Annotated in this window: 21 protein-coding genes; 17 read left to right on the top strand and 4 right to left on the bottom strand. The window is 31.5% G+C overall.

The window, feature by feature from the left end:
• Position 1 precedes the first annotated feature (1 nt).
• The 5 genes from ACLHDE_RS04335 (at position 2) to ACLHDE_RS04355 (ending at position 5331) form a co-directional block, all read left to right on the top strand.
• On the top strand, positions 2–670 hold the full coding sequence (locus tag ACLHDE_RS04335; RefSeq protein ID WP_415397980.1) for a response regulator transcription factor: 669 nt from the start codon (positions 2–4) through the stop codon (positions 668–670).
• A gap of 177 nt (positions 671–847) precedes the next feature.
• On the top strand, positions 848–1834 hold the full coding sequence (locus ACLHDE_RS04340; protein WP_415397981.1) for a hypothetical protein: 987 nt from the start codon (positions 848–850) through the stop codon (positions 1832–1834).
• Positions 1834–2247, top strand: a complete 414-nt coding sequence (locus tag ACLHDE_RS04345; RefSeq protein WP_415397982.1) for a hypothetical protein — start codon at positions 1834–1836, stop codon at positions 2245–2247. Before ACLHDE_RS04340 ends, ACLHDE_RS04345 begins: the two co-directional genes overlap by 1 nt.
• Positions 2247–3302 carry an HD domain-containing phosphohydrolase gene (locus ACLHDE_RS04350; RefSeq protein WP_415397983.1) on the top strand — a complete coding sequence of 352 codons (1056 nt, stop codon included), beginning with the start codon at positions 2247–2249 and terminating at the stop codon, positions 3300–3302. Before ACLHDE_RS04345 ends, ACLHDE_RS04350 begins: the two co-directional genes overlap by 1 nt.
• Positions 3295–5331 carry an ATP-binding protein gene (locus ACLHDE_RS04355; protein WP_415397984.1) on the top strand — a complete coding sequence of 679 codons (2037 nt, stop codon included), beginning with the start codon at positions 3295–3297 and terminating at the stop codon, positions 5329–5331. Before ACLHDE_RS04350 ends, ACLHDE_RS04355 begins: the two co-directional genes overlap by 8 nt.
• An 8-nt stretch (positions 5332–5339) precedes the next feature.
• Here the strand turns inward: ACLHDE_RS04355 and ACLHDE_RS04360 are convergent, their stop codons facing one another.
• Positions 5340–6170: a prephenate dehydrogenase gene (locus ACLHDE_RS04360; protein ID WP_415397985.1), complete on the bottom strand. Its 831-nt coding sequence runs from the start codon at positions 6168–6170 to the stop codon at positions 5340–5342.
• A gap of 220 nt (positions 6171–6390) precedes the next feature.
• On the opposite strand from ACLHDE_RS04360, the gene ACLHDE_RS04365 reads away from it, so the two are divergent.
• The 7 genes from ACLHDE_RS04365 (at position 6391) to ACLHDE_RS04395 (ending at position 15493) form a co-directional block, all read left to right on the top strand.
• Entirely contained in the window at positions 6391–8301 is a 1911-nt protein-coding gene (locus ACLHDE_RS04365; RefSeq protein WP_415397986.1) for a ferredoxin--nitrite reductase, read from the top strand.
• Between the two features lie 116 nt (positions 8302–8417).
• Complete coding sequence (pyrH, locus tag ACLHDE_RS04370; protein ID WP_415397987.1) at positions 8418–9128, top strand: UMP kinase; 711 nt, start codon at positions 8418–8420, stop codon at positions 9126–9128.
• Between the two features lie 171 nt (positions 9129–9299).
• Positions 9300–9521: a DNA-directed RNA polymerase subunit omega gene (locus tag ACLHDE_RS04375; protein ID WP_415397988.1), complete on the top strand. Its 222-nt coding sequence runs from the start codon at positions 9300–9302 to the stop codon at positions 9519–9521.
• Positions 9522–9525: 4 nt separating this feature from the next.
• On the top strand, positions 9526–11676 hold the full coding sequence (locus ACLHDE_RS04380; protein WP_415397989.1) for a RelA/SpoT family protein: 2151 nt from the start codon (positions 9526–9528) through the stop codon (positions 11674–11676).
• A gap of 114 nt (positions 11677–11790) precedes the next feature.
• Entirely contained in the window at positions 11791–12990 is a 1200-nt protein-coding gene (gene tyrS / locus ACLHDE_RS04385) for a tyrosine--tRNA ligase (protein WP_415397990.1), read from the top strand.
• A complete protein-coding gene (locus tag ACLHDE_RS04390; protein ID WP_415397991.1) occupies positions 12991–14082 on the top strand; it encodes a nitronate monooxygenase in 1092 nt (363 codons plus the stop codon).
• 7 nt (positions 14083–14089) lie between these two features.
• Positions 14090–15493 carry an N-acetylmuramoyl-L-alanine amidase gene (locus ACLHDE_RS04395; protein ID WP_415397992.1) on the top strand — a complete coding sequence of 468 codons (1404 nt, stop codon included), beginning with the start codon at positions 14090–14092 and terminating at the stop codon, positions 15491–15493.
• Between the two features lie 105 nt (positions 15494–15598).
• On the opposite strand, the gene ACLHDE_RS04400 is transcribed toward ACLHDE_RS04395, so the two are convergent.
• The 3 genes from ACLHDE_RS04400 to ACLHDE_RS04410 are packed head-to-tail and all read right to left on the bottom strand — an operon-like array spanning position 15599 to position 19287.
• On the bottom strand, positions 15599–16681 hold the full coding sequence (locus ACLHDE_RS04400; RefSeq protein WP_415397993.1) for a DHH family phosphoesterase: 1083 nt from the start codon (positions 16679–16681) through the stop codon (positions 15599–15601).
• Positions 16682–16709: 28 nt separating this feature from the next.
• Complete coding sequence (flhA, locus tag ACLHDE_RS04405; RefSeq protein WP_415397994.1) at positions 16710–18881, bottom strand: flagellar biosynthesis protein FlhA; 2172 nt, start codon at positions 18879–18881, stop codon at positions 16710–16712.
• 4 nt (positions 18882–18885) lie between these two features.
• Positions 18886–19287 (bottom strand): RrF2 family transcriptional regulator, encoded by a 402-nt coding sequence (locus ACLHDE_RS04410; protein ID WP_415397995.1) that lies wholly within the window; start codon positions 19285–19287, stop codon positions 18886–18888.
• Positions 19288–19388: 101 nt separating this feature from the next.
• Here ACLHDE_RS04410 and ACLHDE_RS04415 point away from each other — a divergent pair, with 101 nt between their 5' ends.
• The 5 genes from ACLHDE_RS04415 (at position 19389) to ACLHDE_RS04435 (ending at position 25983) form a co-directional block, all read left to right on the top strand.
• On the top strand, positions 19389–21719 hold the full coding sequence (locus tag ACLHDE_RS04415; protein WP_415397996.1) for an EAL domain-containing protein: 2331 nt from the start codon (positions 19389–19391) through the stop codon (positions 21717–21719).
• Positions 21720–21795: 76 nt separating this feature from the next.
• Entirely contained in the window at positions 21796–22071 is a 276-nt protein-coding gene (gene rpsO, locus ACLHDE_RS04420; protein ID WP_415397997.1) for a 30S ribosomal protein S15, read from the top strand.
• A 198-nt stretch (positions 22072–22269) separates the two neighbouring features.
• Positions 22270–22698 carry a PAS domain-containing protein gene (locus ACLHDE_RS04425; RefSeq protein WP_415397998.1) on the top strand — a complete coding sequence of 143 codons (429 nt, stop codon included), beginning with the start codon at positions 22270–22272 and terminating at the stop codon, positions 22696–22698.
• Positions 22699–22716: 18 nt separating this feature from the next.
• Positions 22717–24609, top strand: a complete 1893-nt coding sequence (locus ACLHDE_RS04430) for a methyl-accepting chemotaxis protein (protein WP_415397999.1) — start codon at positions 22717–22719, stop codon at positions 24607–24609.
• 6 nt (positions 24610–24615) lie between these two features.
• Positions 24616–25983, top strand: coding sequence for a chemotaxis protein CheW (locus tag ACLHDE_RS04435; RefSeq protein ID WP_415398000.1), 1368 nt, complete (start codon positions 24616–24618; stop codon positions 25981–25983).

Here is a 25983-nt window from a genome sequence, read left to right on the forward strand (position 1 = left end):
ATTGAATGTATTAATAGTTGAAGATGATAAATTAAGTGCAGAACAACTTAATAAACTTTTAAAAAGTGAAAAATATAGTTGTGATTTGGCATCTGGGTATTTTGAGGCTAATGAATTTCTAGATAAAAATACTTATTCAATAATATTATTAGACTGGAATTTAGGTGACGGTGATGGTCTGAGTTTAATAAAAAAATTGAGAAAACTTCAAGTAAATACTCCTATTTTAATGCTTTCAGCTAATTCTGAAGTTGATGATCTTGTGGTAGTGCTTGATTCTGGTGCTGATGATTATTTATGTAAACCATATTCACATGTTGAACTTTTAGCACGTATAAGGGTTTTACTACGAAAAGATTCAAAAGAAAAATCTTCTATTATTAATATCTCAGGAATAGTATTAAATATTGCTACACATGAAGTTTTTGTTGATGATATTCTCATTAATTTAACTTTAACAGAATTTGATTTACTTGAATTATTTATGAAAAATCAGGATACTATCCTAACTAGATATCAACTAAATGAATATATAAATAAGGATAACTACTCAATTAAACATAGTAATATTATAGATGTACATATAAAAAATATAAGAAAAAAATTGAATAAAAAAGATTTTATCAAAAATGTCAGAGGTATTGGATACAAATTAAATAAATCTTCATAATATCTTCATTTTCATATTTTATAATTCTCTTTATACAACACAAATGGGATTTTATGAAATTTTTTACTTCAATAACTATTTTTTTACTAACAACAAGTATTGCTAATGCTATAGTACTTTGGAATGTCCCCTATATGATACTATGCTATTATAACGTTAACCTAAATGGAGTTATTAATGAATAAGATACTAATTGTATGTCTTTTAATCTTATCCTTGCACGCTCAAGATGAATATCAACTGGGTAAAGGTGTACAAGTTGGTTCTTTACCATTTTACTTAGGTGGTTATTTTTCAGTTGATTATCGTAATTTAGATGGTGAAAATAGATATAGAGTAGATGATCTAGCAATTTTAGGTTATGGTAGTTATGAAAAACTATCATATATGCTTGAATTAGAGTTTAAAGAATTCTATGTAGAAACTCATAAAAATGATACTGTAGAGATTAAAAAAGACTCAAAACTTCATGCAGAAAGAGTTTATATAGATTACAATTTTAATGAAAATTATATGCTTAGAGTTGGTAAATATAATTCTTCAATTGGATTTTGGAATTTACTTCCTGTAAATGTACTAAGAGAAACAACTTCGAATCCCGTTAGTTCGAGTATACTTTTTCCAAAATTTACAACAGGGATTAGTACTGCATACTCTTCTTATGATAGAGGAGAGTTTAAAATAGATGTGATGCTACAAAACAATGAAGATATAGACGACGAATATAACAATTATAAAATTGACAAACACTATGGATTTGGCATTTCATATGAAATAGATGATTTCACACTTAAGTTTAATAGTGGATATTTTCATAAAACTATGGATGAAATACCAGATGATTTATACTACTTTTTAATTTCATCTAAATACGAATCAGAAAAATTCCAAATTTTAACAGAAATGGGCTCACAAAAATCTCAAGATGAATTTACAACTAATTTTGCCGGATATATACAGGGAGTATATCGTTTTACAGAAGAACATTTAGGAGTTGTAAGAGTAGAATCGTATGATGATGCCAGCACAAACACAAATGATAATTTAGCAATATTTGGATATACATATAGACCTCTATATCCTGTTGCTATTAAAACAGAGTATCAATTCCACTCTATATCAAAACAGAATCAATTTTTATTTTCATTTTCGGTACTGTTTTAATGAAACGAATTACTCAAATAGTTGTATTAATAATACTTTGTTCTGTTATAACATTAGCTGATGAGTATGCTGTTGTAACTAATAAAAAAATGAGTAATTTATCTGTTAGTCAAATTAGGGCTGTGTTTTTAAAGAAAAAAACTTTTATAGATAATTTAACTATTGTGCCAATTAATCTAGAAGCTAGAAATAGTATAAGACAAAAGTTTGAGAAAGAGATTCTACATATGAGTTTTAAAAGACTAAAAGCATACTGGATTAAGCAGCATTATTTAGGTCATAGACCACCACTAACAATGAAATCAGAAGATAGCATAAAATCTTTTTTAAAAAAAGTTGATGGTAGTATTGGATATATAAATATAAAAAGTGTTGATGATAATCTAAAAGTTATATATAAATGGAGTGATTGATGGCTGTTGTATTATTATGTGATGATGAATTAATGAATAGAAAAGTGGCTTCTAAGATACTAATGAAAGAAAATTTTAGTGTGATAGAAGCTAAGAATGGAATAGAAGCGATTGAAATTTTAAAAACTAATAGAGTTGATTTAATTTTGATGGACTTAATGATGCCGTTAATGGATGGATATGAAGCTACAAAAATTATAAAAGCCAATGAGGAACTCTCAGCAATTCCACTTATAATAATTTCGGCTATATCAGATAAATCATCAATAACAAGAGGTCTAGAACTTGGTGCTGATGAATATTTAACAAAACCTTTTGATATTATTGAGTTTAGATTAAGAATTAAAAATGCTATAAAAATAGGTATATATCAAAATATGCTTAAAGACCATAAATCACTTCTAGAATTTCAAGTTAAAGAAAAAACTAAAGAGCTTCATAAAGCACTTTTAGAAATACAAAAAAGTGAAAGAGACATTGTCTCTATTTTAGGTAAAACTGCTGAATTTAGAGACAATGAGACTTCTGCACATACTGTGAGAGTTGGCGAAATTTCTGCTTTAATAGCCAAGAAATTTGGCTGGAGTGAAGATCAAGTTGAACTTATTAAACTTGCTTCTCCAATGCATGATATAGGAAAGATTGGTATAGAAGATAATATTTTATTGAAACCAGGCAAACTAGATGATGATGAATTTTCAAGAATGAAAGAACATGCTTATATAGGATATTTAATACTATCAGAAAAAGAGACTCCTCTTTTAAAACTGGCATCTGAGATAGCATATACTCATCATGAAAAATATGATGGAAGTGGTTATCCAAGAGCTCTTAGTGGTGATGAAATTCCGCTTAGTGGGGCTATTGTAGCTGTTGTAGACGTTTTTGATGCTTTACTTAGTGAGAGACCATATAAAAAAGCCTTTTCTCTTAAGACAACCCTTGAAATTATTAATAGGGATTCAGGTTCACATTTTAACCCAAAAGTTGTTGAATTATTTATGAGTAGTTTAGATGAAATATTAGATATAAGACAAAGACTTCAGGATGTTTGATTTTATTAAAAAGTCTTTGAGAAATAAACTTTTAGTAACTTTTATAGGTATTGGTTTTTTACCATTTATAACACTGTTGATATACACAATATTTTTGAGTGAAGCAAAAATAGTTAATAAAATTGTAGTTGAACAGTTTGATAGAACACAAGTCGTAATGAGATTGATACGAAACCATTTAGACTCTTTAACAAAAGAGGTGAAGTTCTTAAGTTCACTTGATTTAATGGATGATCTTTTAGCTGAAGATATTGATAAAAGAATTTCGAGATTACTGATTCAAAAGTATAATGACTTAAACTTAGATATATCACTTATGGCAATAAACATGGACTCTATAATTATTGCATCTTCTAAAAAAGAAGAACTGTTTAAAAAATACAAGTTAAATAAGCTTATAAAAAATGATAGTGGAGAGTTTTTTGAAAATAAAAGATTATATATTTACTCAAAAATTTATAGTTCATTTGATGAAACAAAAGAGCTTGGATTTTTATTGCTAGAATATAATTTAGATAATTTAGATATTTATTTAACTCATCAAAATAGCATTCACTCATATATTGTAAATCCAAAAAACAATCTTTTTATAGGTGATAATATATCTATAAAATTAGACTTACTAAAAGATAAAGATAGTGTAATAAAAAACGATTATTTAATTGTTTATAAGAAATTTTTCTCTTATTTAGACGATTGGTATATTGTATATGCGGTAGATAAGAGTGTAGCTTTAGCATTTCTATATGATTTTATTCGTTTTATGCTTTATATATCAGTAATTATTTTTGTTCTCATTATCTATGTTTCTTTAAAATATTCAAAAGATATAGTAAAGCCTATAGAAGATTTAACATCCATAACAGATAATATAACTAAGACGCATAACTATTCTGCTCAGTTAAAGGTTAATGCTAAAGATGAAATAGCTATGCTAACTTACTCTTTTAATGATATGTTAAAAACAACTTCATCTGCACTTCAAGATTTAGAAGAAGAGAATAAATTGAGATTAAAAAGGTTCATTCAATTAATAGAAATTTTCAATACTATTATTCAGACAAAAACTGAAAACGAGTGCATAGATATATCAATACAACAGATAAAAAAACTAACAAATATAGATAACTTATACTTTCAAAAAGAAGAAATAGAAGCAGATAATAAAGATTCAATAGCACTTTACGTAACAGACTTTGAAAATGATAATAAGAAATATTTTGGTTCTATTAAACTTGGAATAGATAATTTTACAGATAATAATGAAAAAAAATTCTACTATTCGATTGCTGCCATGATTACACTTCAACTAGAGAGAATCAGACTTATAGAGAAGACTATGTCAGCTTCAAAAGCTAAATCAGCATTTATCTCAAATATGTCTCATGAACTTCGAACACCTTTAAATGCAATTATAGGATTTGCTCAGTATATGATAGTGTATGAAGAATTAAATGATGACCAACAAGATACTGTATCAAATATAGAATCATCAGCTCAGTACCTTTTGGGAATGATAAATGAGATACTTGATATTGCAAAAATTGAAGCTGGAAAAATGGAAGCACGTTTAGAAGATACAGATATCATTTCTCTTGTGCAAAGTAGCTATGAGATGCTTAAACCATTAGCAGATGATAAAGATTTGAAATTTGAAATTTTAACTAAGAATTTTAAAAATGATAAGTATAAAACTGATACTAAAATGTTTAAGCAAATAGTTATAAATCTTTTGTCTAATGCCATAAAATTTACAGAGACAGGTTATGTTAAAATGGAGCTATATAATGAAGATGATAATATAACTGTATGTATAACTGATACTGGTATTGGAATATCTAAAGAGCATATAAAAGGACTCTTTAACGATTTTACTCAAGTAGAGAATGTCATGCAAAAACAGCATAAAGGGACAGGATTAGGGCTTTCTCTTAGTAGAAAAATGGCAAAAATCCTTGGTGGAAATGTAATTCTAGAGAGTCAAGGTTTGGCAAAAGGTACAAAATCTATATTTTACATTAAGACTTAATTATTTTATTAGTCTAAAATATCGTGAAGTTTATAACCATCGTTCATAATTTTATTTACTTCATCCCATTCATCATTTTCTATGCTTTTCTTTAAAACTTTAAGTTCACCCTCAAAAAGGTCTATAGCTTCAAGAAGGTTTGTTTTATTTTGTCTAAAAATATCTTCCCACATATTTGGTGAACTTTTTGCAAGTCTACTCATAGAACGAAAACCACCGGCAGCAAGAGCTAAAATATTGTGTTTGTTTTCTTGCTTCATAACAGTGTTAGCAATAGAATAAGATATAGCGTGAGGCATATGTGAGATAAAAGCAGCATGGCGATCATGCTCATTCGCACCCATAAAGTATTTTCTCATCTTAAGAGCTTTAAATATTTTTCTACTGACTTCTTGTTGAACTTTTCCGCTGTCTTCTATGTCACATAAAACTACCACTTGGTCATCATATAGACCTTCAATTGCAGCTTGAGGACCAAAGTTCTCTGTACCTGTCATTGGATGTGCTGCAATAAAGTTTTTTCTTATAGACGAGGGAATAGAAGAGACTATTTTAGACTTTGTACTTCCTAGGTCAATAATTGTAGTATTCTTATCAATATCTATTAAACTCTTAAGTGCAGAAATTACACCATCAACGGGGATGGCTAAAAAGATTACATCATAGTTTTTAACTTCTTTAAAATCTACTATTTCACTAACCAAACCAAGCTCTAAAGCCTGTTTTTGGTGCTCAATATTGTGATCATTTCCCACTATTTTATCAACAAAATCTAACTTTTTTAGACTCAGTGCAAGTGAGCCACCCATTAGTCCAAGTCCTACTATTGCTACATTCATATTATTCTTTTTAATTTAGTTATCAAATTATGTCACAATTTACTTAACATACCCTATAAATGATATTAATTTTTAATTCAATGTAAGTGATTAATCTTTTTAAAACTATCATTTTCATCACCTTGCTATTATCTATTGTATAAAACATAATCATATAATCAATATATAGTGCTTAAAAAGTAGTTAATATTATAAATATAATTAATATTGGAGCTTTAATATGCAAGCACTACAAAAAGCTTATAAATCAAGAAGTAAAAAAGTCAATAAAATTGAAATAATGAAAGAGCTTAAAAATCCTATAGAGGCTTTTGAGAAGATTCAAGAGTATGCTAGAGATGGTTATGATTCTATCCCTGATGAGGATAAGAAATACTTTTTAAAATGTTTTGGCATCTATGATAGACCTGCCACACCAGAGCGATTTATGATTAAACTTCGTATCCCTGGAGGCTATCTAAATTCTGCTCAAGCCAGAGTGATTGGTGAGTGTGCCCTGAAGCATGGACAAGACTATATAGACCTTACAACAAGGGCTCAATGTGAACTTAGATATTTAGACATAAAAGACATTCCAACTATTTTGCAAAGACTTAAAGATGTTGGTATTGACTCTTTTCAAACAGGTGTAGATAACTTTAGAAATATAATGACAGATCCTCTAGATGCTCTTGCCTTTGACAATGTACTTCCTTCGTATGATTTACTGCTAAGACTTCAAAAGACTTTTCTTTACTCACCAGAGTGGATATCAACTCTTCCAAGAAAATTTAACACGGCTATTACAGGTTCACTCTCAAACAGATGTAATGTTTTTGGACACGACTGCTGTTTTGTTTTGGCTCAAAAAGATGGTTGTTATGGTTACAATTTGTACCTTGGTGGCAAAGTCGGAAAGACTGCTAAGAGTGCAGATATATTTCTAGCTAATGATGAGGAAGTTTTAAAAGCTTTTGAATCTATTACAGATATATTTAAAAGGTTTGGATTTAGAGACAACCGAAATAAAAACAGATTTCATTTTCTTATAGAGGCAGTTGGAATGAGCGAGATTTCAAGTGCCATAAGAGAGAATGCAGGAATTGATTTTACAACAGCCGGTGAAACAATGACAAAGATGGATTTTAATGATTCAGATCAAGGAAAAGTACAACTTCGTGATAGCTCTTTTGGGGTTCATGTCGTGGTTCCCTCCGGTATATTTTCTGGCAGTGGCATAATAGAAGTTGCAAATCTTAGTGAGACTTATGGAAATAAGGAGATACGCTTTGACATGCAACAGAGTCTTTATATTTTAGGTGTTAAAGATGTTTCCTCTATGCTTAAAGAAGAGTTTTTCCATACTTATAAAAGCGTAAACACTCCTTATTTTAACAATCTTATAGCATGTGCAGGGACTGAACATTGTCCCTTTGGTGTGATTGAAAATAAAAATGATGCAATAAATATGGCTACATATTTAGATGAAAAAGTTCCATTAGAAAAAGGACGAGTTAGAATGTACTGGTCTGCTTGCGTGAAAGGTTGCGGTATTCACGGCCTTGGTGATATTGGTTTTGAGGGTTGTAAAGTAAAAGTAAACGGTGAAGCTGAGGGTGGTGTAAATATCTCCCTTGGAGGGAAGTTAATAGGTGAAGGTGTTGAAGGTCATACCGTATTTAAATCTGCACCATTAAGATATGCTAACTTCTATGTAGAGACACTAATGCTTGAGTATAAAAAACATAGAGCATCAACAGAGAACTTCGAGGAATTTAATGAAAGAGTATTACAACAATATACAGTAGCAAATATAGGTTTTATGATGAAATTAGGAGCTTATCTTAGAGAAAAAAATATAGATATAGAGTTTGGATTTAGTACTAAAACAACTACAGGTAAAAATGAAGAGTTTGAAGTATTTGAGTTAGGTCGAAGACTATATTATGCACTCTCAAAAAAAGAGCCATACTCTGCGTATGATAAGTTTACAAATGTCCTTAAAAATGAAAAATTAGAAGATATACGAAAATTAGTACCTAGTGTGGATGAGAGTATAGCCCAAATGTTAGAGTTGATTTTAGATACTAAAGAGCAAAACAGAGCAGTAGTATTTTCTGAAATAACTCCATTAATATCCATAGTCTCCTGATGAAAGCCGAAGGTTTAATCGCTTAGTATAATAGTAAAAGATATGACTGAATTCTTTCAAAGTAATTTTAAAGACATATTTAAGTATAATTCGCGGATTTAATAAAAAGGTGTATCATGGCTAACAAACGAGTATTGGTTAAGTTTTCAGGTGAAGCACTTGCAGGTGAAGCAGGTCATGGAATTGACACACAGATTTTAAACTATATCTCTCAGGAGATTAAGACACTGGTCAATGCCGGTATTGAAGTCGGTATCGTTATTGGTGGTGGAAATATTATTCGTGGTGTAACTGCAGCACAAGATGGAATTATTAAAAGAACTTCTGCTGACTACATGGGAATGTTAGCGACTGTAATCAATGGTGTTGCCATGCAAGAAGCTTGTGAACATGCGGGACTACAAGTTAGAATGCAAACAGCTATAAAAATGGAACAGATTGCAGAGCCGTATATTAACCGTCGTGCAGTTCGTCACTTAGAAAAGGGTCGTGTTGTGATTTTTGCAGCAGGAACTGGTAACCCATTTTTTACTACAGATACGGCTGCGACACTTAGAGCTGTAGAAATAGGTGCTGAGGTGATTATTAAAGCTACTAAAGTAGATGGTGTTTACGATAAAGACCCTGCTAAGTTTAGTGATGCTGTGAAATTATCAGAGTTAACTTATGAGCAAGCTCTCAGCGATCACATTAAAGTTATGGATGATACATCAATTGCACTTGCAAAAGATAACTCATTACCAATTATTGTGTGTGACATGTCTATAAAAGGTAATCTTTTAGACATCTTAAATGGCAATATGAAAAATTGCTCAATAGTAAAATAGTAAACCATTAACGTTAAGTTGCACAAGTACCAAAAGGGTATGATATACAATAGGTTTCACTCCGAGTTAAACCAAGCGTTAGCGTAGGTAGCGGGATTATTTCCGATACTGTGTGAAAACAGATGAAGGTTTTCCTTCATTTTATAAAATAAAATTAAGGACATGAGTATAATGAAAGTTGAAGAATTAACAGCAAAAGTTTTAAATGATAACCCAAATATGGATAATTATCAGTTAGCACTTGCAGTAGCAAAAAGAAGTGATGAACTTTTAAATGGTGCAACAAGTAAATTAAATATAGACCCTAAAAGTATTAAAGCAGCAGATTTAGCTTTAATGGAGATTGCACAAGGCCTTGTAAAAGTTAAAGGTTTTGTAGACTTAGAGAAGTAATAGCTTGAGTCTGAGTCAAGTAGATATAGAAAAAGTCAAACATATACATGATGTTGACTCAGCACAAGAATATCTTTTTTCACAGATTACCCCAAGTGATAAACTTCGTGAAGCTCTTGAATATTCTAAAGCTGCACATACTGATCAGTTTAGAAAGAGCGGACAACCCTATATAATACATCCAATCTTAGTAGCAAGTATTGTTTCAACTATTACAGATGATGAGTCTATGGCAATTGCAGCTCTATTGCATGATGTTGTTGAAGATACAGATATAACTATTGAAAAGATAACAGAGGTCTTTGGCTCTGATGTTTCTCATTTAGTTGAGGGACTAACTAAAATTGATAGTATTAGAGATTCTGAGCTTATTCCTTCAAGCTCTAATGAAAAACTAGTCGTCTCAGCACTTTCATTTAGAAAGATGCTTCTTGCAAGTATTGAAGATGTAAGAGTATTAGTAGTAAAACTTTGTGACAGACTTCACAATATGCTTACTTTAGATGCTCTTGCAGAACATAAACAAGTTAGAATTGCTGAAGAGACACTTGTTGTATACGCTCCAATTGCTCACCGTCTAGGTATCTCTTTTTTGAAAAACATATTAGAAGATTTGAGTTTCTCATATCTTTTTAAAGAAGAGAAACATCATATAGATAACTATCTTGATACGAACTACCATGCGATAGAGATGAAATTGGAGGAGTTTAAAGAGTCTATACATAAACTTCTATCTAAAAATGGTTTTTGTGAAGATGATTTTGAGATACTTTCACGTGTAAAACACCGTTACTCCATCTACTTGAAGATGCAGAGAAAAGGTGTCTCAATAGATGAAGTTTTAGACCTTTTAGCTATAAGAATTTTAACTACTGATCCTGTAAAATGTTACAATATTTTAGGTCTGATTCATCTGCATTTTCAACCACTCTCTTCAAGATTTAAAGACTATATAGCTGTTGCAAAAGATAATGGTTACCAAACTATTCATACCACTGTATTTTATAATACTGCAATATTTGAAGTACAAATCAGAACTTTTGATATGCATAAAACTGCTGAACTTGGAGTTGCTGCACACTGGAAATATAAAAGTGGCGGAAATAACATCAAGCTAGATTGGTTAAATAACTTAGGCTATCAAAATGAATCTGTTGAAGATTTTTATGCACTTATAAAAAATGATTTGTATTCTGAAGATATAGCTGTATTTTCTCCAAGAGGAGAAGCTTTTACTCTCCCTCGTGGCGCAGTTGTTTTAGACTTTGCATATGCTGTTCATACAGAAGTGGGTAACACGGCAAAATCTGCACTTGTTAATAAAATGAAAACACCACTTCTAAGTGAGTTGCATAATGGTGATATTGTTAAGATTAATTCATCCGACGAGATTATTACAAGGTGTTCTTGGATAGATGCTGTAAAAACATCTAAAGCAAAAACAAATATGAGATTTAACTGTAATGCAAGAGTTAGAGATATCAATGCAAAGTCTAGTGTAAATATTGTTGCTACTGCAATGAATCTAAACCATTCAAGAGTTGAAGAGTGGTTTGATAGACACAACTGTGAAAAGAGAGCTTCTATACCTGTAGATATAGAGCACTTACGTGATGTAATGCATAGGTATACAATTGAGATAAGTAAAAATTCTAGATTTAAAAGATTTCTTTCTCGACATAGATTTAAGCTAAAGAGATATAATATTAGAGGTACAGAAATATATAGTACTTCACATATAAGTGACATTGTTTTTGACTATTGTTGTCATCCAAAGTCTGGTGATGAGATAGTAGCATTTTTAGAAAAAGGTAAAGCTCATATTCATCATAAAATGTGTAAAAGTGCTATTAAGAAATTAGAAAAAAATGAATCAATGCTATTTGTAAGATGGGAAAAACAAAATATTTATAACTATAATGTAATAGTTTCTCTTCCTAGTGGAAAAGGTACTTTAGCAGATTTTTTAAACTTTCTAGTAAAGTTAAATATAGACATAAATTCTATAGAATTAGGAAAAAACAAAAGCGAGACATCGAGGTATTGTGAGCTTGAATTTGAGTCAAAAGAAGCCGATATTAACTCACTTCGTGCTAAAATGGAACAAAAAATAAAAGTTATACATCTCATCCGAACAGACGATGCTTATCGTTAAATTAGTTGCGCAAAATGAACAAAGTCCATTTTACTGCGCTTGGACCGCTGAGGTCACTGAAGCTAGGCTCTGTGAGCCAGAATATTTAAAAATTACAAAGGTGTGGTTATAGTTATGTTACAAGAAGCTTTAAGAGAAATAAATAGGGGAAGTGCTGAAATAATTGACAATGAAAGAATTGAAAAGTTATTAAAAGCATATTTTGAAGAGGGAAAAACATATACTGTAAAAGCTGGTTTTGATCCAACAGCTCCAGACCTACACCTTGGACACACAGTACTTCTGCAAAAACTTGCAACATTTCAAAAATACGGTGCAACTGTGCAGTTTCTTATAGGTGACTTCACTGCTACTATCGGTGATCCAACCGGTAAGAGTGCTACACGTAAAGTTTTAAGTCAAGAAGATATTAAAAAGAATATCGCTAGTTATACTACACAAGCTTTTAAGATTTTGGATGAGAGTAAGACAGAGATAGTTTATAACAATGACTGGTTAGAACCACTAGGTGCATTAGGTATGCTAGAACTTGCTTCTACTCTTACAGTTGCAAGAATGCTAGAGCGTGATGACTTCTCAAAAAGATATGCTTCGAATGCTCCTATTGCCGTTAGTGAGTTTATGTATCCACTGCTTCAAGGTTATGACAGTGTTTATCTTAAAAGTGATATTGAGATAGGTGGGACAGACCAGAAGTTTAATCTTCTGATGGGAAGACAACTTCAAAAGACTTATGATATAAAAAAACAACAAGCTGTCTTAATGATGCCTATTTTAGAAGGTTTAGATGGTGTGCAGAAGATGAGTAAGTCTTTAAATAATTATGTTGGTGTAGCTGATGAACCAAATGATATGTTTGGAAAAATTCTTAGTATATCAGATGACTTGATGTGGAGATTTTATTTACTTCTTAGTACAAAACCTTTAGATGAAATAGCCGCTATTAAAAATGGAGTGCTTGATGGTTCCATGCACCCTAAAAAAGTAAAAGAAGATTTAGCCATAGAAATTACAGCTAGATATCATTCGCAAGAACTCGCACATGCTGCAAAAGCTGAGTTTGATAAAATACACTCTAAAAGTCAAGTACCAACAGAGATAGATGAATATAATTGTGATGGAGAGATTTGGATAGCTCAAGCCTTAGTTGATTGTAACATTGAGCCATCTACTTCGCAAGCAAGAAGAGATATTAAGCAAGGTGCTGTTAAAATAAACCAAGAGAAGATTTCGGATATGCAATTACAACTTGCATGTGGTGAGTATATACTTCAAGTTGGAAAAAGAAAGTTTGCTAAATTAAAGGTTAATTAGATGAGTTTTAAGTCGTTGAAAATTGGAAAATATATAATAGAAAAGCCTATAGTTCAAGGTGGTATGGGTGTTGGTATTAGTTGGGACCAACTAGCTGGTACTGTGTCAAAAGAGGGCGGACTAGGTGTTATAAGTAGCGTTGGTACAGGTTATTATGAAGATAAAGCTTATGCAAAAAAACTCGTTTCCGATAGACCTCTAAGTGAAGCAAATTTTTATTCTCCAGAGGGCTTACATAAGATTGTAGAAAACGCAAGAAAAATATGTGGGGATAAACCATTAGCAGCGAATATTCTTTATGCTATAAATGATTATGGACGTGTTGTAAAAGATGCTTGTGAAGCTGGTATTGATATTATCATTACAGGTGCAGGTCTTCCTACAAATATGCCTGAGTTTACGGAAGGTTATCCTGATGTAGCACTTGTTCCTATTGTTTCATCTGCTAAAGCTCTTAAAATCATCTGTAAAAGATGGCAAAAAAGATATAATAGAATTCCAGATGCTGTAGTTGTTGAAGGACCTAAGAGTGGTGGGCATCAAGGTTTTACGTATGAGCAGTGTAAACTACCAGAAAACCAATTAGAAAATATTGTTGGTCCAGTTGTTGAAGAAGCGGCAACTTGGGGCAATATCCCAGTGATAGCTGCAGGTGGTGTTTGGGATAAGAAAGACATAGAAGAGATGCTATCTCTGGGTGCATCTGGAGTTCAAATGGGAACTCGTTTTATTGGTACTCATGAATGTGATGCACATATAAATTTTAAAAATATTCTTATCAATGCTAAAAAAGAAGATATTAAACTTATGGGATCACCTGTTGGATATCCGGCTCAAGGGGTGGTTACTAACCTTACTCACTTAGTTGATAAAAGAGAAGGTCCTGCTATTAAATGTATATCAAACTGTGTAGCTCCTTGTAACCGAGGTGAAGAAGCAAAAGCGGTTGGTTTTTGTATAGCAGATAGATTAAGTGATGCATTTTTAGGAAATACTGAGACAGGTCTATTTTTCTCAGGAACTAATGGCTATAAGTTAGATGAAATTATCTCAGTAAAAGAGTTAATAAATAAATTGATGGTAGGCGAATAAGCAAAGAATGATTCGTCTTCTTAGTCTCTTTTTTATTATTGTTATTTCTCTCTATGCACAAAGTGATAGCGAGCTTTTAAAGCGAGCTGATAATTTTATGAAGAGTGGTTCAAAGTCGAATCAGTTTCGTGCATATAATGACTATAAAAATCTTTATCTTCGTGCCATTATGGCAGAAGACACTAAGCTTAGAGTCAGCGCTTTAAAAGGCATCGTAAAAAGTGGTAATAAGCTCCATATAGATATATCACAGTACTCAGATGAACTATCAAAAATAAAACCAAAAACTTCTTATAATACTCCAAAATCAAAATCAATAAAAAGATCTAAATCAAAAAATATTAAAGTACAATCATCTCATAAACTAAAATCTGTAAGATGGGAAAATGATAGACTTGTTTTAAATTTTGACAAAAAACTAAGAAATAATCAGATTAATTATTTTACACTCTATGATTCTAAGAATGCAAGATATAGGTATGTTTTTGATATTCATGCTTCTATGCTTACAAAGTCTCAAAATCTTTTAAAAAAAGGTATAAATAGAATAAAAATTGGACAATATGATACTAATACTTTACGACTAGTAATTGAAAACAGTGAAAAAGTAAATATTAGATTTAAAAAAGACTCAACAGAGTTAGTCATAAATATTAGATCCTCCACTTCTAAATCTAAATCTCAAGTAAATAAATATAAATATATTCCAAAGACCATATCTCCTCAAAGAGCTGACAGAAATAAAGTAATAGTAATAGATGCCGGACATGGTGGGAAAGATCCCGGTGCTGTTGGGTATAGAAACTATAGAGAAAAGGTTATAGTATATAAGATTTCACAGGAGTTAAAAAAAATACTTCGTGCTCGTGGATATAAAGTTCATATGACAAGAGATAGAGATAAGTTTGTTAAACTAAGTAAAAGAACAGCTTTAGCAAATAAGAAAAAAGCTGACATATTTGTAAGTATCCATGCAAATGCCGTTGGTAGAAAAAATGCAAATAAAGTTCATGGAATTGAGTGTTACTTTTTATCTCCATCGCGTTCAAAACGAGCTGAAAGAGTTGCTGCAAAAGAGAACTCAGCAGATTTAAGTGAAATGAATAGATATGGTAAAAATACCTTTTTAAATTTTTTGAATAGTCATAAAATAGTAGCATCTAATAAATTGGCAATAGATCTGCAAAGAGGAATGTTGGGTTCTTTGAATAAAAAGTATAAAGTAAAAGATGGTGGAGTTAGAGAAGGTCCTTTTTGGGTTCTTGTTGGAGCTCAGATGCCAGCAGTTTTAGTTGAAGTTGGTTTTATATCTCATCCATCAGAAGCAAAAAGACTAGTAAATTCTAAGTATAGAAAAACGATTGCTTTAGGCTTAGCAAATGGTATTGAGAGATATTTCGCGAAGAATTAACTATTTAATTCAGATATGAACAAGTCCATATCTGATCGCTTACGCCGCTCGGGCGACTGAAGCTTGCTTCTTTCGAAGCAGAGTGAAAGTAATTATAACCTTTAACTACTGCTCTTCTTTTTTATACTCTAAGTCACCAGCAACAGCTTCTTTGTCATTGATGATTTTTTCTATCTGTTTTTTAACTTTGTCATAACGATATTGCTCTTTAAAGCCTATGATTCTTCCACCAGCAGCATTTGGATGTCCACCACCATTTGCCCACTCTTTAGAGATTTGAGAAACACTTACTTGGTTATTTGCTCTTAGACTCATTGTCCCACGATAGCTTACATCTACAATAAAATCATACTCTGGGAAAGCAAGTAAAAATCCATTGCCGACAATAGAAGTATTTCCAACACCATAACTTAAATAGCCTCTGTAGCCTTTATAGTAAATTGTCTTTTCATCTCTTGCATCGCCTAAGAGTTTTACAATATATTTTGTAGCTAAATTATCAAGAGTATCATTTTTGTCTTCTTTAAAAAAATCTTTTTTTATAAGATGAATTTTTTCATCTAAAACTATATGAGCATTCTCTTCATTTATATATTTTGTAGCTTCAAGAAGTAGGGAGAGTTTATAGTTATTATCTGTATCTGCAAACATAATTTTATTTAGCTCTCTTGTCTCAGTTACAAGTCTCATACAAACTTTTCCATACTCAAAGTTTTCAACTTCTTCTTGTTTCCAAAGATCAACAGCATTAACGATATTTACAAACTTATTCATCCACTCTGGTTCATCAAGCTCAAAATTCTCTTTTGCATAGTCATAAGTGATTTTTGTTGCACATCTTGTTGTATCAAGATAGTACCAATCATACTTATTAGCACTATCTTCTCCACTACCGTGATGATCTAAAAGAGTTATAGTTACATCCTTTTTATTATCATTCATTTTTTTAACTTCACTGTTAAGCCATCTTGATTCATCAAATGTAAGGTTTAAATCAGTAATTAAAATAAGAGAACTAGTTTTACTTTTATTTATTTTTTCCAATATCAGCTCTAATTTTTGTTTAACTTCAGCCCCATAATTAGCATTGTAATTAAATACTTTGTATGGTGTATATTTCATTACTAACTGACAGCTATAACCATCCAAATCAATATGCGATAAATGGTAGATTGTTTTATTTTTCATTATATTCCTTAAACTTATTATACTATATTTATGACTCTATAGAAATAGAACCCATAACTTCAAAAGTTGCACTTGAATCAATTTCAGCATGTGAAAGTGTTACAACATCAAGAGAAAATCTCTCAAAAATCTCTGCAACACCACGACGAAGCTGAGGGTCAACGATAATAACAACGGGGGAGACCCCTTTTTGTAGCAGTTCATGTGCTTTCGCACTTGTTGCTTGAATGAGTTGATTTATCTCTCCTACACTAAGAAGCAGATTTCTGACACCGTCTTGTTCTTGGGATTTTTCTAGCATTAACTGTTCGGAAGAAGTATCAAAAGTCAGTAATCTTATGACACCATCATCCCCAGCATACATCTGTGTAATAATTCTAGATAGTTTTGAGCGTACCTGTTCTATTATTAAATCAACATTTTTAGTATACTCTGCTATATCTGCAATTGTTTCTAAGATGCTAAGCATATCTTTGAGAGGAATTTTCTCATGTAAAAGACCTTTTAATATACGCTGAATCAGACCAATAGACGCTACCTTTAATACATCATCTACAATAACAGGAAAGTCATTTTTGATTTTTTCTATAAGAGTTTGAACTTCTTGACGAGTAAGAAGGTCTTCTGCATTTTGTTTGACTAACTCACTCATATGAGTAGATATTACAGTTGCCGAATCAACAACTGTATAGCCATTAATGATAGCATCTTCTTTTTGGTCTGGCTGTATCCACAGTGCGTCTAGACCAAAAGCCGGCTCTTTTGTTTTTGTCCCTTCAATTTCACCTGTTGCCATTCCACTATCCATCGCAAGGAATTTATCGGGTTGGATAGTTCCTTCTCCAATTGAAATACCTTTTAGCAGGATTTGGTATTGATCTGGTTGGAGATGTAAATTATCTCGGATACGAACTTGTGGCATTAAAAAACCGAAGTCAGATGCAATCTTACGTCTCATTGAACGGATACGTTCTAGTAAATCTCCACCTTGAGAACTATCGGCTAATCGTATTAGCTGATAACCAAGGGTAAGTTCTAGCATCTCTACTTTAAGTATATCTTCTAGAGCTGTTTCTTCTTCTTTTGCTATCTCTTCATTAGATTTTTCTGGCTTTGTTGAAGCTTTTTGTAACTCTTGCTGCTCTTTGTCTTTTAATGAGAGTATGCTGTCAATGTTGAGTATAGAAAGTTCACCTTTTTCATACTTATAAACAGACCATCCAAGAAGTGCAAACATGATACCTACAAACCCCATAGAAGCAGTAGGAAGTCCTGGAACAAGTGCAAATAAAATCATGATAAAACCAACTATCATCAGGATTTTTGCATTACCCATCATCTGATTGATAGTACCCTCAGCGAAGTTGTCTCCCTCTCCAGAAGAACGAGTAATCATAATACCAGTCGCAGTAGAGATAATAAGAGCTGGAATCTGACCAACTAGACCATCACCTATTGTCAAGAGTGTAAATGTTGAAGCACTATCTGAAACTGACATGTTATGCTGAAAAACACCTATAAGAAATCCACCTATAATGTTGATAAGAGTAATGACTATACCGGCAACAGCATCACCTTTAACAAATTTAGAAGAACCATCCATAGCTCCATAAAAGTTTGCATCTTGAAGAATTTCTGCACGACGTTGCTTAGCCTCTGCATCATCTATTAGTCCAGCATTAAGGTCAGCATCTACTGCCATTTGTTTACCAGGCATCGAGTCTAGTGTAAAACGAGCAGCAACCTCTGCAACTCTTGTAGAACCTTTTGTAATAACCATAAAGTTAATTAGAACAAGAATGAAAAAAACGATAATACCTATAACAAAGTTACCACCTACAACAAAATCACCAAAGCTTGTTATAATACTACTTACTCCGCTGCCCCCTTCGTGACCATGACTTAAAATCATCCTTGTTGTAGCAATGTTTAAAGAAAGTCTAAATAGGGTTAAAATAAGAATAAGAGTTGGAAAAGTTGTTAAATCTGTTGGTTTTGGAACATATAATGATATAAGTAAAATTAAAACGGCTAAAGCCATAGAAATTGTAAGTAGTACATCTAGTAGACTCGAAGGCAGAGGAACGATAATAATAGCTAAAATAGCCATTACAAATATAACTACGCTTAAATCTCTTTGTCCAATAAGAAAGTTTAGTGTTGTTCCAATCTGCTCTCTTGTAGTAAGTTTTCTTGCCAAGTTACTACTCTAAAATATCATCAAGCGACAAATCGGCTAAAAAGTCATCTATTTTGCCTTGAAGTTTATTTAAAAATGGCCATATAGAACAAAGCTCAGCTCTATCACTAGGGCAATCTTTTTGAGATGGAGAGCAGTCAAAAACAGTAGGTGCTTTTCCCTCAACCGCGCTCATAACACTTAGCATACTAATATTTTTAGGTTCTTTTAATAGTGTAAAGCCACCATTAACGCCTTTATAAGACTTTAAAATACCATTTTTTGCCAGAGCTTGTAAAATCTTTGCTAAAAAGCTTTTTGGAATGGAAAGTTGATTAGAAAGAGTTTCACTATCCATGGGTGAACTGGCTTTTGACAAAACAATGAGAGAAAGTATTGCGTATTCACTTGCACGAGTTATTAACATAATATTTACTTTTTAATTAAGATTATAATGATTGAAAAAGATTATATCTAAAGAAGTTGAATTTAAGTTTCAAATATTGGAAATATGAGTATAATAACCAAATGTCATATAAGATAATTTCCAAAAAACTAATCATAATAATTCCTATTGTGTTTTTTATTATTGTATCTGTTAGAGTCTCTCTTGATTATTTTGAAAATAAAAAGATGGTTGAAGAGTTTATATTTGAGCAGTCAAGACTTATAGACTCATTGTCCATGACACATAGAGACTATTATGAAAATCTTTATCTTGAAAAAAATATAGATTTAAATGAAAAAATGCCTGCTGGATTAACGGCATTTTCTTCTACACAAATTTCTAAAATATTTTCAGAAGAAAATAAACTTCAACTTAAGATACAAATAGTTAGTGATAAAGCAAGAAGCCCTCAAAATCAAGCTGATATATATGAACTCAAGGCCATAAAATATTTTAAAAACAATGTTGATGCCAAAGAATACTTTAATCTAGAGAGTGATTTTTATCAATATGCTACTCCACTTAAGATTGAAGAAAAATGTCTTGCTTGTCATGGAGAGAAATCAAAAGCTCCAAAATTTATATCTGATAAAGCATATAACTATAAAATTGGTGAGATAAGTGGTATCTTAAGTATTAAAATAGCAACTTTTCATGTAAATAAAATCATAAATAAGCAATTTTTAAGTTCACTTTTACATGATTTACCTCTAATAATAATTGTATCTTTTATAGCATTTTATTTAATGAGATTTTTTTCAAAATTACAAGGTAAGTTAGAAGATGAACTTGATGATAGAACACATGAACTGAAAAACTCTCTATCTTTTCTCCAAAGTTACAAAAATGTAATTGACAGCAATCTTATAGTTTCTAAAAGTGACTTAGATGGAAATATAACATATGTAAATGATAACTTTTGTAAAGTTACGGGTTATACTCGTGAAGAAGTTATGGGAAAGAATCATAATATTTTAAAAGATAAATCTTCTTCTAAAGCTATATATAAAAAACTTTGGTCAACTATTACATCAAAAAAGACTTGGCATGGCAGAATAAGAAATGTAAAAAAAGATGGTACTTTTTATTGGATAGATACTACTGTTGCTTCGATTGTAAATGCTGAGGGAGAGATAACTGAGTATATCTCAATAAGACATGATATCACTCAGTTAGTAGATCAAAAAAATGAATTAAAAACCTTTGCCAATACAGATGCTCTTACAAAACTTGGAAATAGAAATGCAATTAAAGAGGAGATTTTAAATAGTGAAAAGCTCTCTTTAATATTAGTAAATATAGATAGTTTTTCTCAAATAAATGACTTTTACGGACATGAACTAGGGGATGCTACTTTAGTAGAATTTGCTTCTCAACTACTCCAGAACTGTAGTATGAATGAAGAGCTTAAATTATTTAGAGTCAGTGGAGATGAGTTTGCAATATTAACGATAGATATGCCGTCTCATAGCGTTATACAAAAGGCTCAATCAATTGTTAAGTTTATTAATTCACATATATATGAAGTAGAAGATGAAACTATAGAGTTAAATGCAACAGTTAGTATTTCACTAGAAAAGAAAGAACAGTTACTTACAACCGCAGATATGGCTATAAAAATTGCAAGAAGAGAGTCTAAAGATCTAATTGTTTATAACAAAGTAATGAGTCTTGATAAAGAGTATGAGAATAATATGCGCTGGACTAAAAAAATAAAAAAAGCAATAAAAAATGATAAGATAGTTATTTTCTTTCAGCCAATTATAGATAATGCCAGTGGGAAAATTAATAAGTATGAATGTTTAATAAGACTTATTGATGAAGATGATAAAGTTATAACACCTTATTTTTTCTTAAATATTGCAAAAAAAGCTAAGCTTTATAAACAACTTACAAAAATAGTAATTCAAAAAAGTTTTGAAAATTTTAGAGAGAATGATTTTGAGTTTTCTATAAACCTTAGTATAGATGATATATTAGACAAAGAGATAAATGAATATATTTTAGAGATGCTAGATATTTATAATATTTCAAAAAGAGTCATATTTGAGATTGTTGAGTCTGAAAGTATAGAAAACTTTTATGAGATACAAAAGTTTATAAAAAATATAAAAGCACTAGGCTGTAGAATTGCAATAGATGATTTTGGTACAGGTTACTCAAACTTTGAATATCTAATGAGACTAGAAGCAGATTTTATCAAAATAGACGGCTCAATCATAAAAGAAATTTTACATAATAAAAACTCAGAGATTATTACAAATGTAATAGTAGATTTTGCAAAAAAGATGAATATTCAGGTGATAGCTGAGTTTGTTGAGAATAAAGAGATATTTGAAAAGGTAAAAGAGTTGGGAATTGAGAGCTCACAAGGATACTACTTTAGCGAGCCTAAACCATATTTAATATAGTTTTGCTACACTTTCATTTCAACTTTATACTTTTTTCGTATAAATGTTAGATAAATATACCCATCAGGAGGCTATTATGGCTTTAGATTCGGCTAAAAAACAAGAAATTGTAACAAAATACGGTCGCTCAGAGAGTGACACAGGTTCAAGTGAAGTTCAAATCGCACTTTTAACAACAAGAATTGCAGAGTTAACTGAACACCTTAAAATATTCAAAAAAGATCATGCTTCTAGACTAGGACTACTTAAACTAGTTGGTCAACGTCGTCGTTTAATGAAATACTTCAAAAGAAAAGATAAAGAAGCTTATCTTAAATTAGTAGAAGATTTAGGTATCAGAGACAATATCTAAATTATATCTAACATCTGCAAATTAAGTTCTACACGTATGTGTAGGCTTAAGAAAACTCCTTTCATAAGTAAATAAAATAAAACTATCAGTTCAATTCGTAATCAATCTACTACTATTAATAAAATATCATTCATTTCAATTTAATTTCAGTTTCCACATTGTAAGCTATATCAAATCAATCTTTAGCGGGGGTTCAGTGTGTCAAAGAAAAATAGTGCAGTAAGCACAGAAGGTTTAACATTTTTAGAAGATGGTGAAGTTTTATATGATGACTTATATCTTTTAAGTGAAACAGATGAAAAAGGTATAGTTGAATATGCTAGTGACTCTTTTTTAAAAATAGCTAATCTACATAGAGAAGAGTTGATGGGTCAGCCACACAATGTTGTGCGCCATTCAGATATGCCAAGAGCTGCCTTTAAATCTCTTTGGGGTGATGTTCAGTCTAAAGGTTTTTGGACAGGATATGTAAAAAATGCAAGAAAAGGTGGTGGGTACTACTGGGTATATGCAACAGTTCTTCGCTCAGTTGATAAAAATGGAAAAACAAAATATGTTTCCATTCGAGTTAAACCATCTCGCGAAGATATCAAAAAAGCTCAAGAGCTTTACGCAACTCTAGATTAGAATCCAAAGGAATTTATAATGGCATTAATGAAAAAACAGACTTCAGGTTCATCTACAGCTACTGCAGTGGCTGGTGGTGGCGGAGACAAAAGACGTCAAAGAACACTGGCTAAACAACAACAGATAAGTGAGAGCATTGCTGGCGTATCTATGACAATATTAGAAAATGCACAAGAGAGTGTAAGTGCTATAGAGGAGTTAAAGTCTTCTATGGAACAGATTGCAACTGCTGCTGAAGAAAACAGCGGAGCGAGTGAGCAGGCACTTTCAAATGTAAAAGGTATAAATACTAATATTAACAGAATGAATTCAACAATTACTACTGTTATATCTTCAACACTTTCAACTGGTGAAAATATTATGGCATCTGTTGATAAGATTAATGATTCTGTTGGAAGAATGGCTACTGCTGTAAAAGTTGCACAGGAATCATCAACTAAGAGTGAGGAGCTGAAAGTCTCATCTCAAAATATTGGAGATGCTGTTGATTTTATTGCTAAAATAGCAGATCAGACAAACCTACTTGCTCTAAATGCAGCCATAGAAGCATCTCGTGCTAAAGAGCATGGTAAAGGCTTTGCAGTTGTTGCTGATGAAACTCGTGCTTTAGCTGGAGAGAGTGAAAAAAATGCAGAATTCATCTCTGAACTTGTTACAAAAATCCAAGGAAGTATAGATAATATCATCACAAGTATTGGTGAGACTACTACAACTATCTCAGGAAATGGTGCCAAAGGTAATCTACTGAGTTTAAAAATGGAAGAACTTACAAAAATAGCTGTTTATTCTGTTGAGGCTGCTAGAAGTGTCAATACTTATACTCAAAAACTTGGTGACTTTGTTGGTAAAATCAATGATGGTTCACAAGATATTGCTAGTGCATCTAGTGAGATCGCTCTCTCTGTTGAAAAAACTTTAAATGGTATAGACATCCAATCAGATGCTCTATCTCAAACAGAAGATGATATTAAAGAACTCTCTAATTTGGCAGAAGAGCTAAAATACTCTACAGATACTATGAAATCTGCTGAAGATATTGCCTTGAGTGCTGATACAATCGGTGGTTCAATGGAGGATATTCAAAATGCTCTTGAAGATGTAACTACTGCACTAAATCAGATAGAATCATCTTCACATACTACAAACAAGAGTGCAATTAGAAATAAAGAGCTTATAGAAGCTGGTATAGATGCGGCTAAGGACATAGATAAACTTATAGAAATTGCTAGAAGAAACTTTGACCTTCTTAAAGTTTCTTTTAATGTGGTAAAAAATACCGTTAGTGAGATTAGAGGCTCTTTTAGTGACTCAATAACACAAGGTAACGGTGCAGCCGGTGAGTTAAATGTTATAGTTAAAGAGACAAGAAATGTTGACAAAACAGTTGGGAATATATCTAATTCGATTGTTCAGTTAAATATGCTTGCTATTAGTGGTTCTATAGAAGCAGCACGTGCTGGTGACTTTGGAAAAGGTTTTGCAGTTGTTAGTGCAGATATAAGAAACCTAGCAAAAGACTCAGAATCAAACACTGATAAGATTAATGATATTGTAGAGTCTATGAACTCTGAGATAGATACGGTAAAAACTGATTGGAACAATCTTTTAGCATCTCAGGGAAATGAGCAGTCTCTTATAGATATCCTTATAAATGATATAGTGAAAATTACCGAAATGCTAGTTGATCTCTTAGATAGATATACAGGTCTAAAAGCTGTTAATGATCAAAATATTGAGGGTATGAATCAAGTTATGATAGGTATTAGTGAGATTCAAAAAGCAGTAGAACTTAGTGCCAGAAATGCGATGGAGTCTCGTAAAGCAAGTGAGCTGATTATCGAGACAGTTTCGCACATTGGAGAGGGTGTAGAAGAGTTGGCTGTTATGGCAGATGAGCTTCAACAAGGATAAATCAAGATGCAAATCCAAGAGATTCTAATCATTAAAAATGCTCAAGAGAATTATGGCATATCAACTGAAGATATAAATCAAATTTCTAGAGTTCCATCGCTTATGAGCCTTCCTTTAATACCAAAGGGTACCAGAGGACTTTGTGCCGTTGGTGGAAGTATAGTAAGTATGATTGATGTGAATCTTTTATTAAATATGCCAGAAGTAGACTTAGGTGCCGGAAGCAGTAGACTTTTAAGTCTAAACGGAAAGCTTTCATCAAATGCACTTCTAGTTAGTGAGGTTTATAATACTGTAGATATTGATGAGGCAAATATTGAGTATCTAGATAATGCTAATGATCCAGTTATAGCTATATATAAGTATAAAGACTCTTTGATTCAAGTTATATCACTCGAGACTTTAATTTCAAATATTTCTAGGGTTGAGATGAAGTCTAAAAATGTTAATGGCGGAAAAATTAAGGCTGTAGATACAAAAGAAGAAAACTCTACAAAGTTTTTGATTTTTGCTATGACAAATGAAAAGTTTGCTATAAATATAGATTTTTTAAGAGAGATAATACTTGCCGATGTAAAGTATACTGATATTTCTGGAAGTCCAGATGACCTGCTTGGTCTTATAACTCTGAGAGAAGAGTTAATTGCAGTTATTGACTTGCGCTCTTATTACGGTTTTAATAATGAAAAAAATGAGAAAAACAGAATCTTAATTGCTTCATATGGTGATGAAACTATAGGTCTTTTAGTTGATGATATAATAGATATAAAAAGCATCCCAGACAAAGATATTGAGTACATGAAAGAGAATTTTGAAGACAATAAAATCTCCGGTGTTATACATGATGCTGAGTCTCTAATATCTTTTTTTGATGGAGATGTTTTAAAAGAAATATTTTCTAAAAATAGTTCACATATTGATTCAAAAACAAAGTCTCAAACAGATAAAAAAACAGATTCTTTGGTAGCACAAGAAGTTATTGTGTTTAAACTTGCAGGTAAAGAGTATGCCTTTAATGTTGATTTTGTAGCTGAGATAATAGATATAGTTGATTCTACAAAAGTAGCATTTAGCGATGAAAATGTGGATGGGGTTATTAATATTAGAGGTCAGATAGTTACTATTGTATCACTCTTTAAAAAATTAAATATTCCAACACAAATTAATGAAGATTCAAAAATTATAGTCTGCTATATAGACGGCAGTAAAATCGGTTTTGTTGTAGATAGTATAAGTGATATCATGGATATTAAAAGTGATGAACTTAAAGTCCAAGATGATGATTTGTTTAGCAGTATCTTGCATCTAGATAATGGTAAAAGATTAGTTCCATCTATGAATATAGAAAAAATAGTTTCAAGACAGGAGAAATAG

The sequence above is a fragment of the Sulfurimonas iocasae genome (assembly GCF_047716755.1).
Lineage (GTDB): Bacteria > Campylobacterota > Campylobacteria > Campylobacterales > Sulfurimonadaceae > Sulfurimonas.

Coding starts and splice junctions, on each gene's coding strand:
- ACLHDE_RS04355 (WP_415397984.1), top strand. CDS start 3,295: ATGTTTGATTTTATTAAAAAGTCTTTGAGAAATAAACTTTTAGTAACT.
- ACLHDE_RS04415 (WP_415397996.1), top strand. CDS start 19,389: ATGTCATATAAGATAATTTCCAAAAAACTAATCATAATAATTCCTATT.
- ACLHDE_RS04395 (WP_415397992.1), top strand. CDS start 14,090: ATGATTCGTCTTCTTAGTCTCTTTTTTATTATTGTTATTTCTCTCTAT.
- ACLHDE_RS04375 (WP_415397988.1), top strand. CDS start 9,300: ATGAAAGTTGAAGAATTAACAGCAAAAGTTTTAAATGATAACCCAAAT.
- ACLHDE_RS04435 (WP_415398000.1), top strand. CDS start 24,616: ATGCAAATCCAAGAGATTCTAATCATTAAAAATGCTCAAGAGAATTAT.
- tyrS (WP_415397990.1), top strand. CDS start 11,791: ATGTTACAAGAAGCTTTAAGAGAAATAAATAGGGGAAGTGCTGAAATA.
- ACLHDE_RS04390 (WP_415397991.1), top strand. CDS start 12,991: ATGAGTTTTAAGTCGTTGAAAATTGGAAAATATATAATAGAAAAGCCT.
- ACLHDE_RS04430 (WP_415397999.1), top strand. CDS start 22,717: ATGGCATTAATGAAAAAACAGACTTCAGGTTCATCTACAGCTACTGCA.
- rpsO (WP_415397997.1), top strand. CDS start 21,796: ATGGCTTTAGATTCGGCTAAAAAACAAGAAATTGTAACAAAATACGGT.
- ACLHDE_RS04340 (WP_415397981.1), top strand. CDS start 848: ATGAATAAGATACTAATTGTATGTCTTTTAATCTTATCCTTGCACGCT.
- ACLHDE_RS04350 (WP_415397983.1), top strand. CDS start 2,247: ATGGCTGTTGTATTATTATGTGATGATGAATTAATGAATAGAAAAGTG.
- pyrH (WP_415397987.1), top strand. CDS start 8,418: ATGGCTAACAAACGAGTATTGGTTAAGTTTTCAGGTGAAGCACTTGCA.
- ACLHDE_RS04400 (WP_415397993.1), bottom strand. CDS start 16,681: ATGAAAAATAAAACAATCTACCATTTATCGCATATTGATTTGGATGGT.
- ACLHDE_RS04345 (WP_415397982.1), top strand. CDS start 1,834: ATGAAACGAATTACTCAAATAGTTGTATTAATAATACTTTGTTCTGTT.
- ACLHDE_RS04365 (WP_415397986.1), top strand. CDS start 6,391: ATGCAAGCACTACAAAAAGCTTATAAATCAAGAAGTAAAAAAGTCAAT.
- ACLHDE_RS04360 (WP_415397985.1), bottom strand. CDS start 6,170: ATGAATGTAGCAATAGTAGGACTTGGACTAATGGGTGGCTCACTTGCA.
- ACLHDE_RS04410 (WP_415397995.1), bottom strand. CDS start 19,287: ATGTTAATAACTCGTGCAAGTGAATACGCAATACTTTCTCTCATTGTT.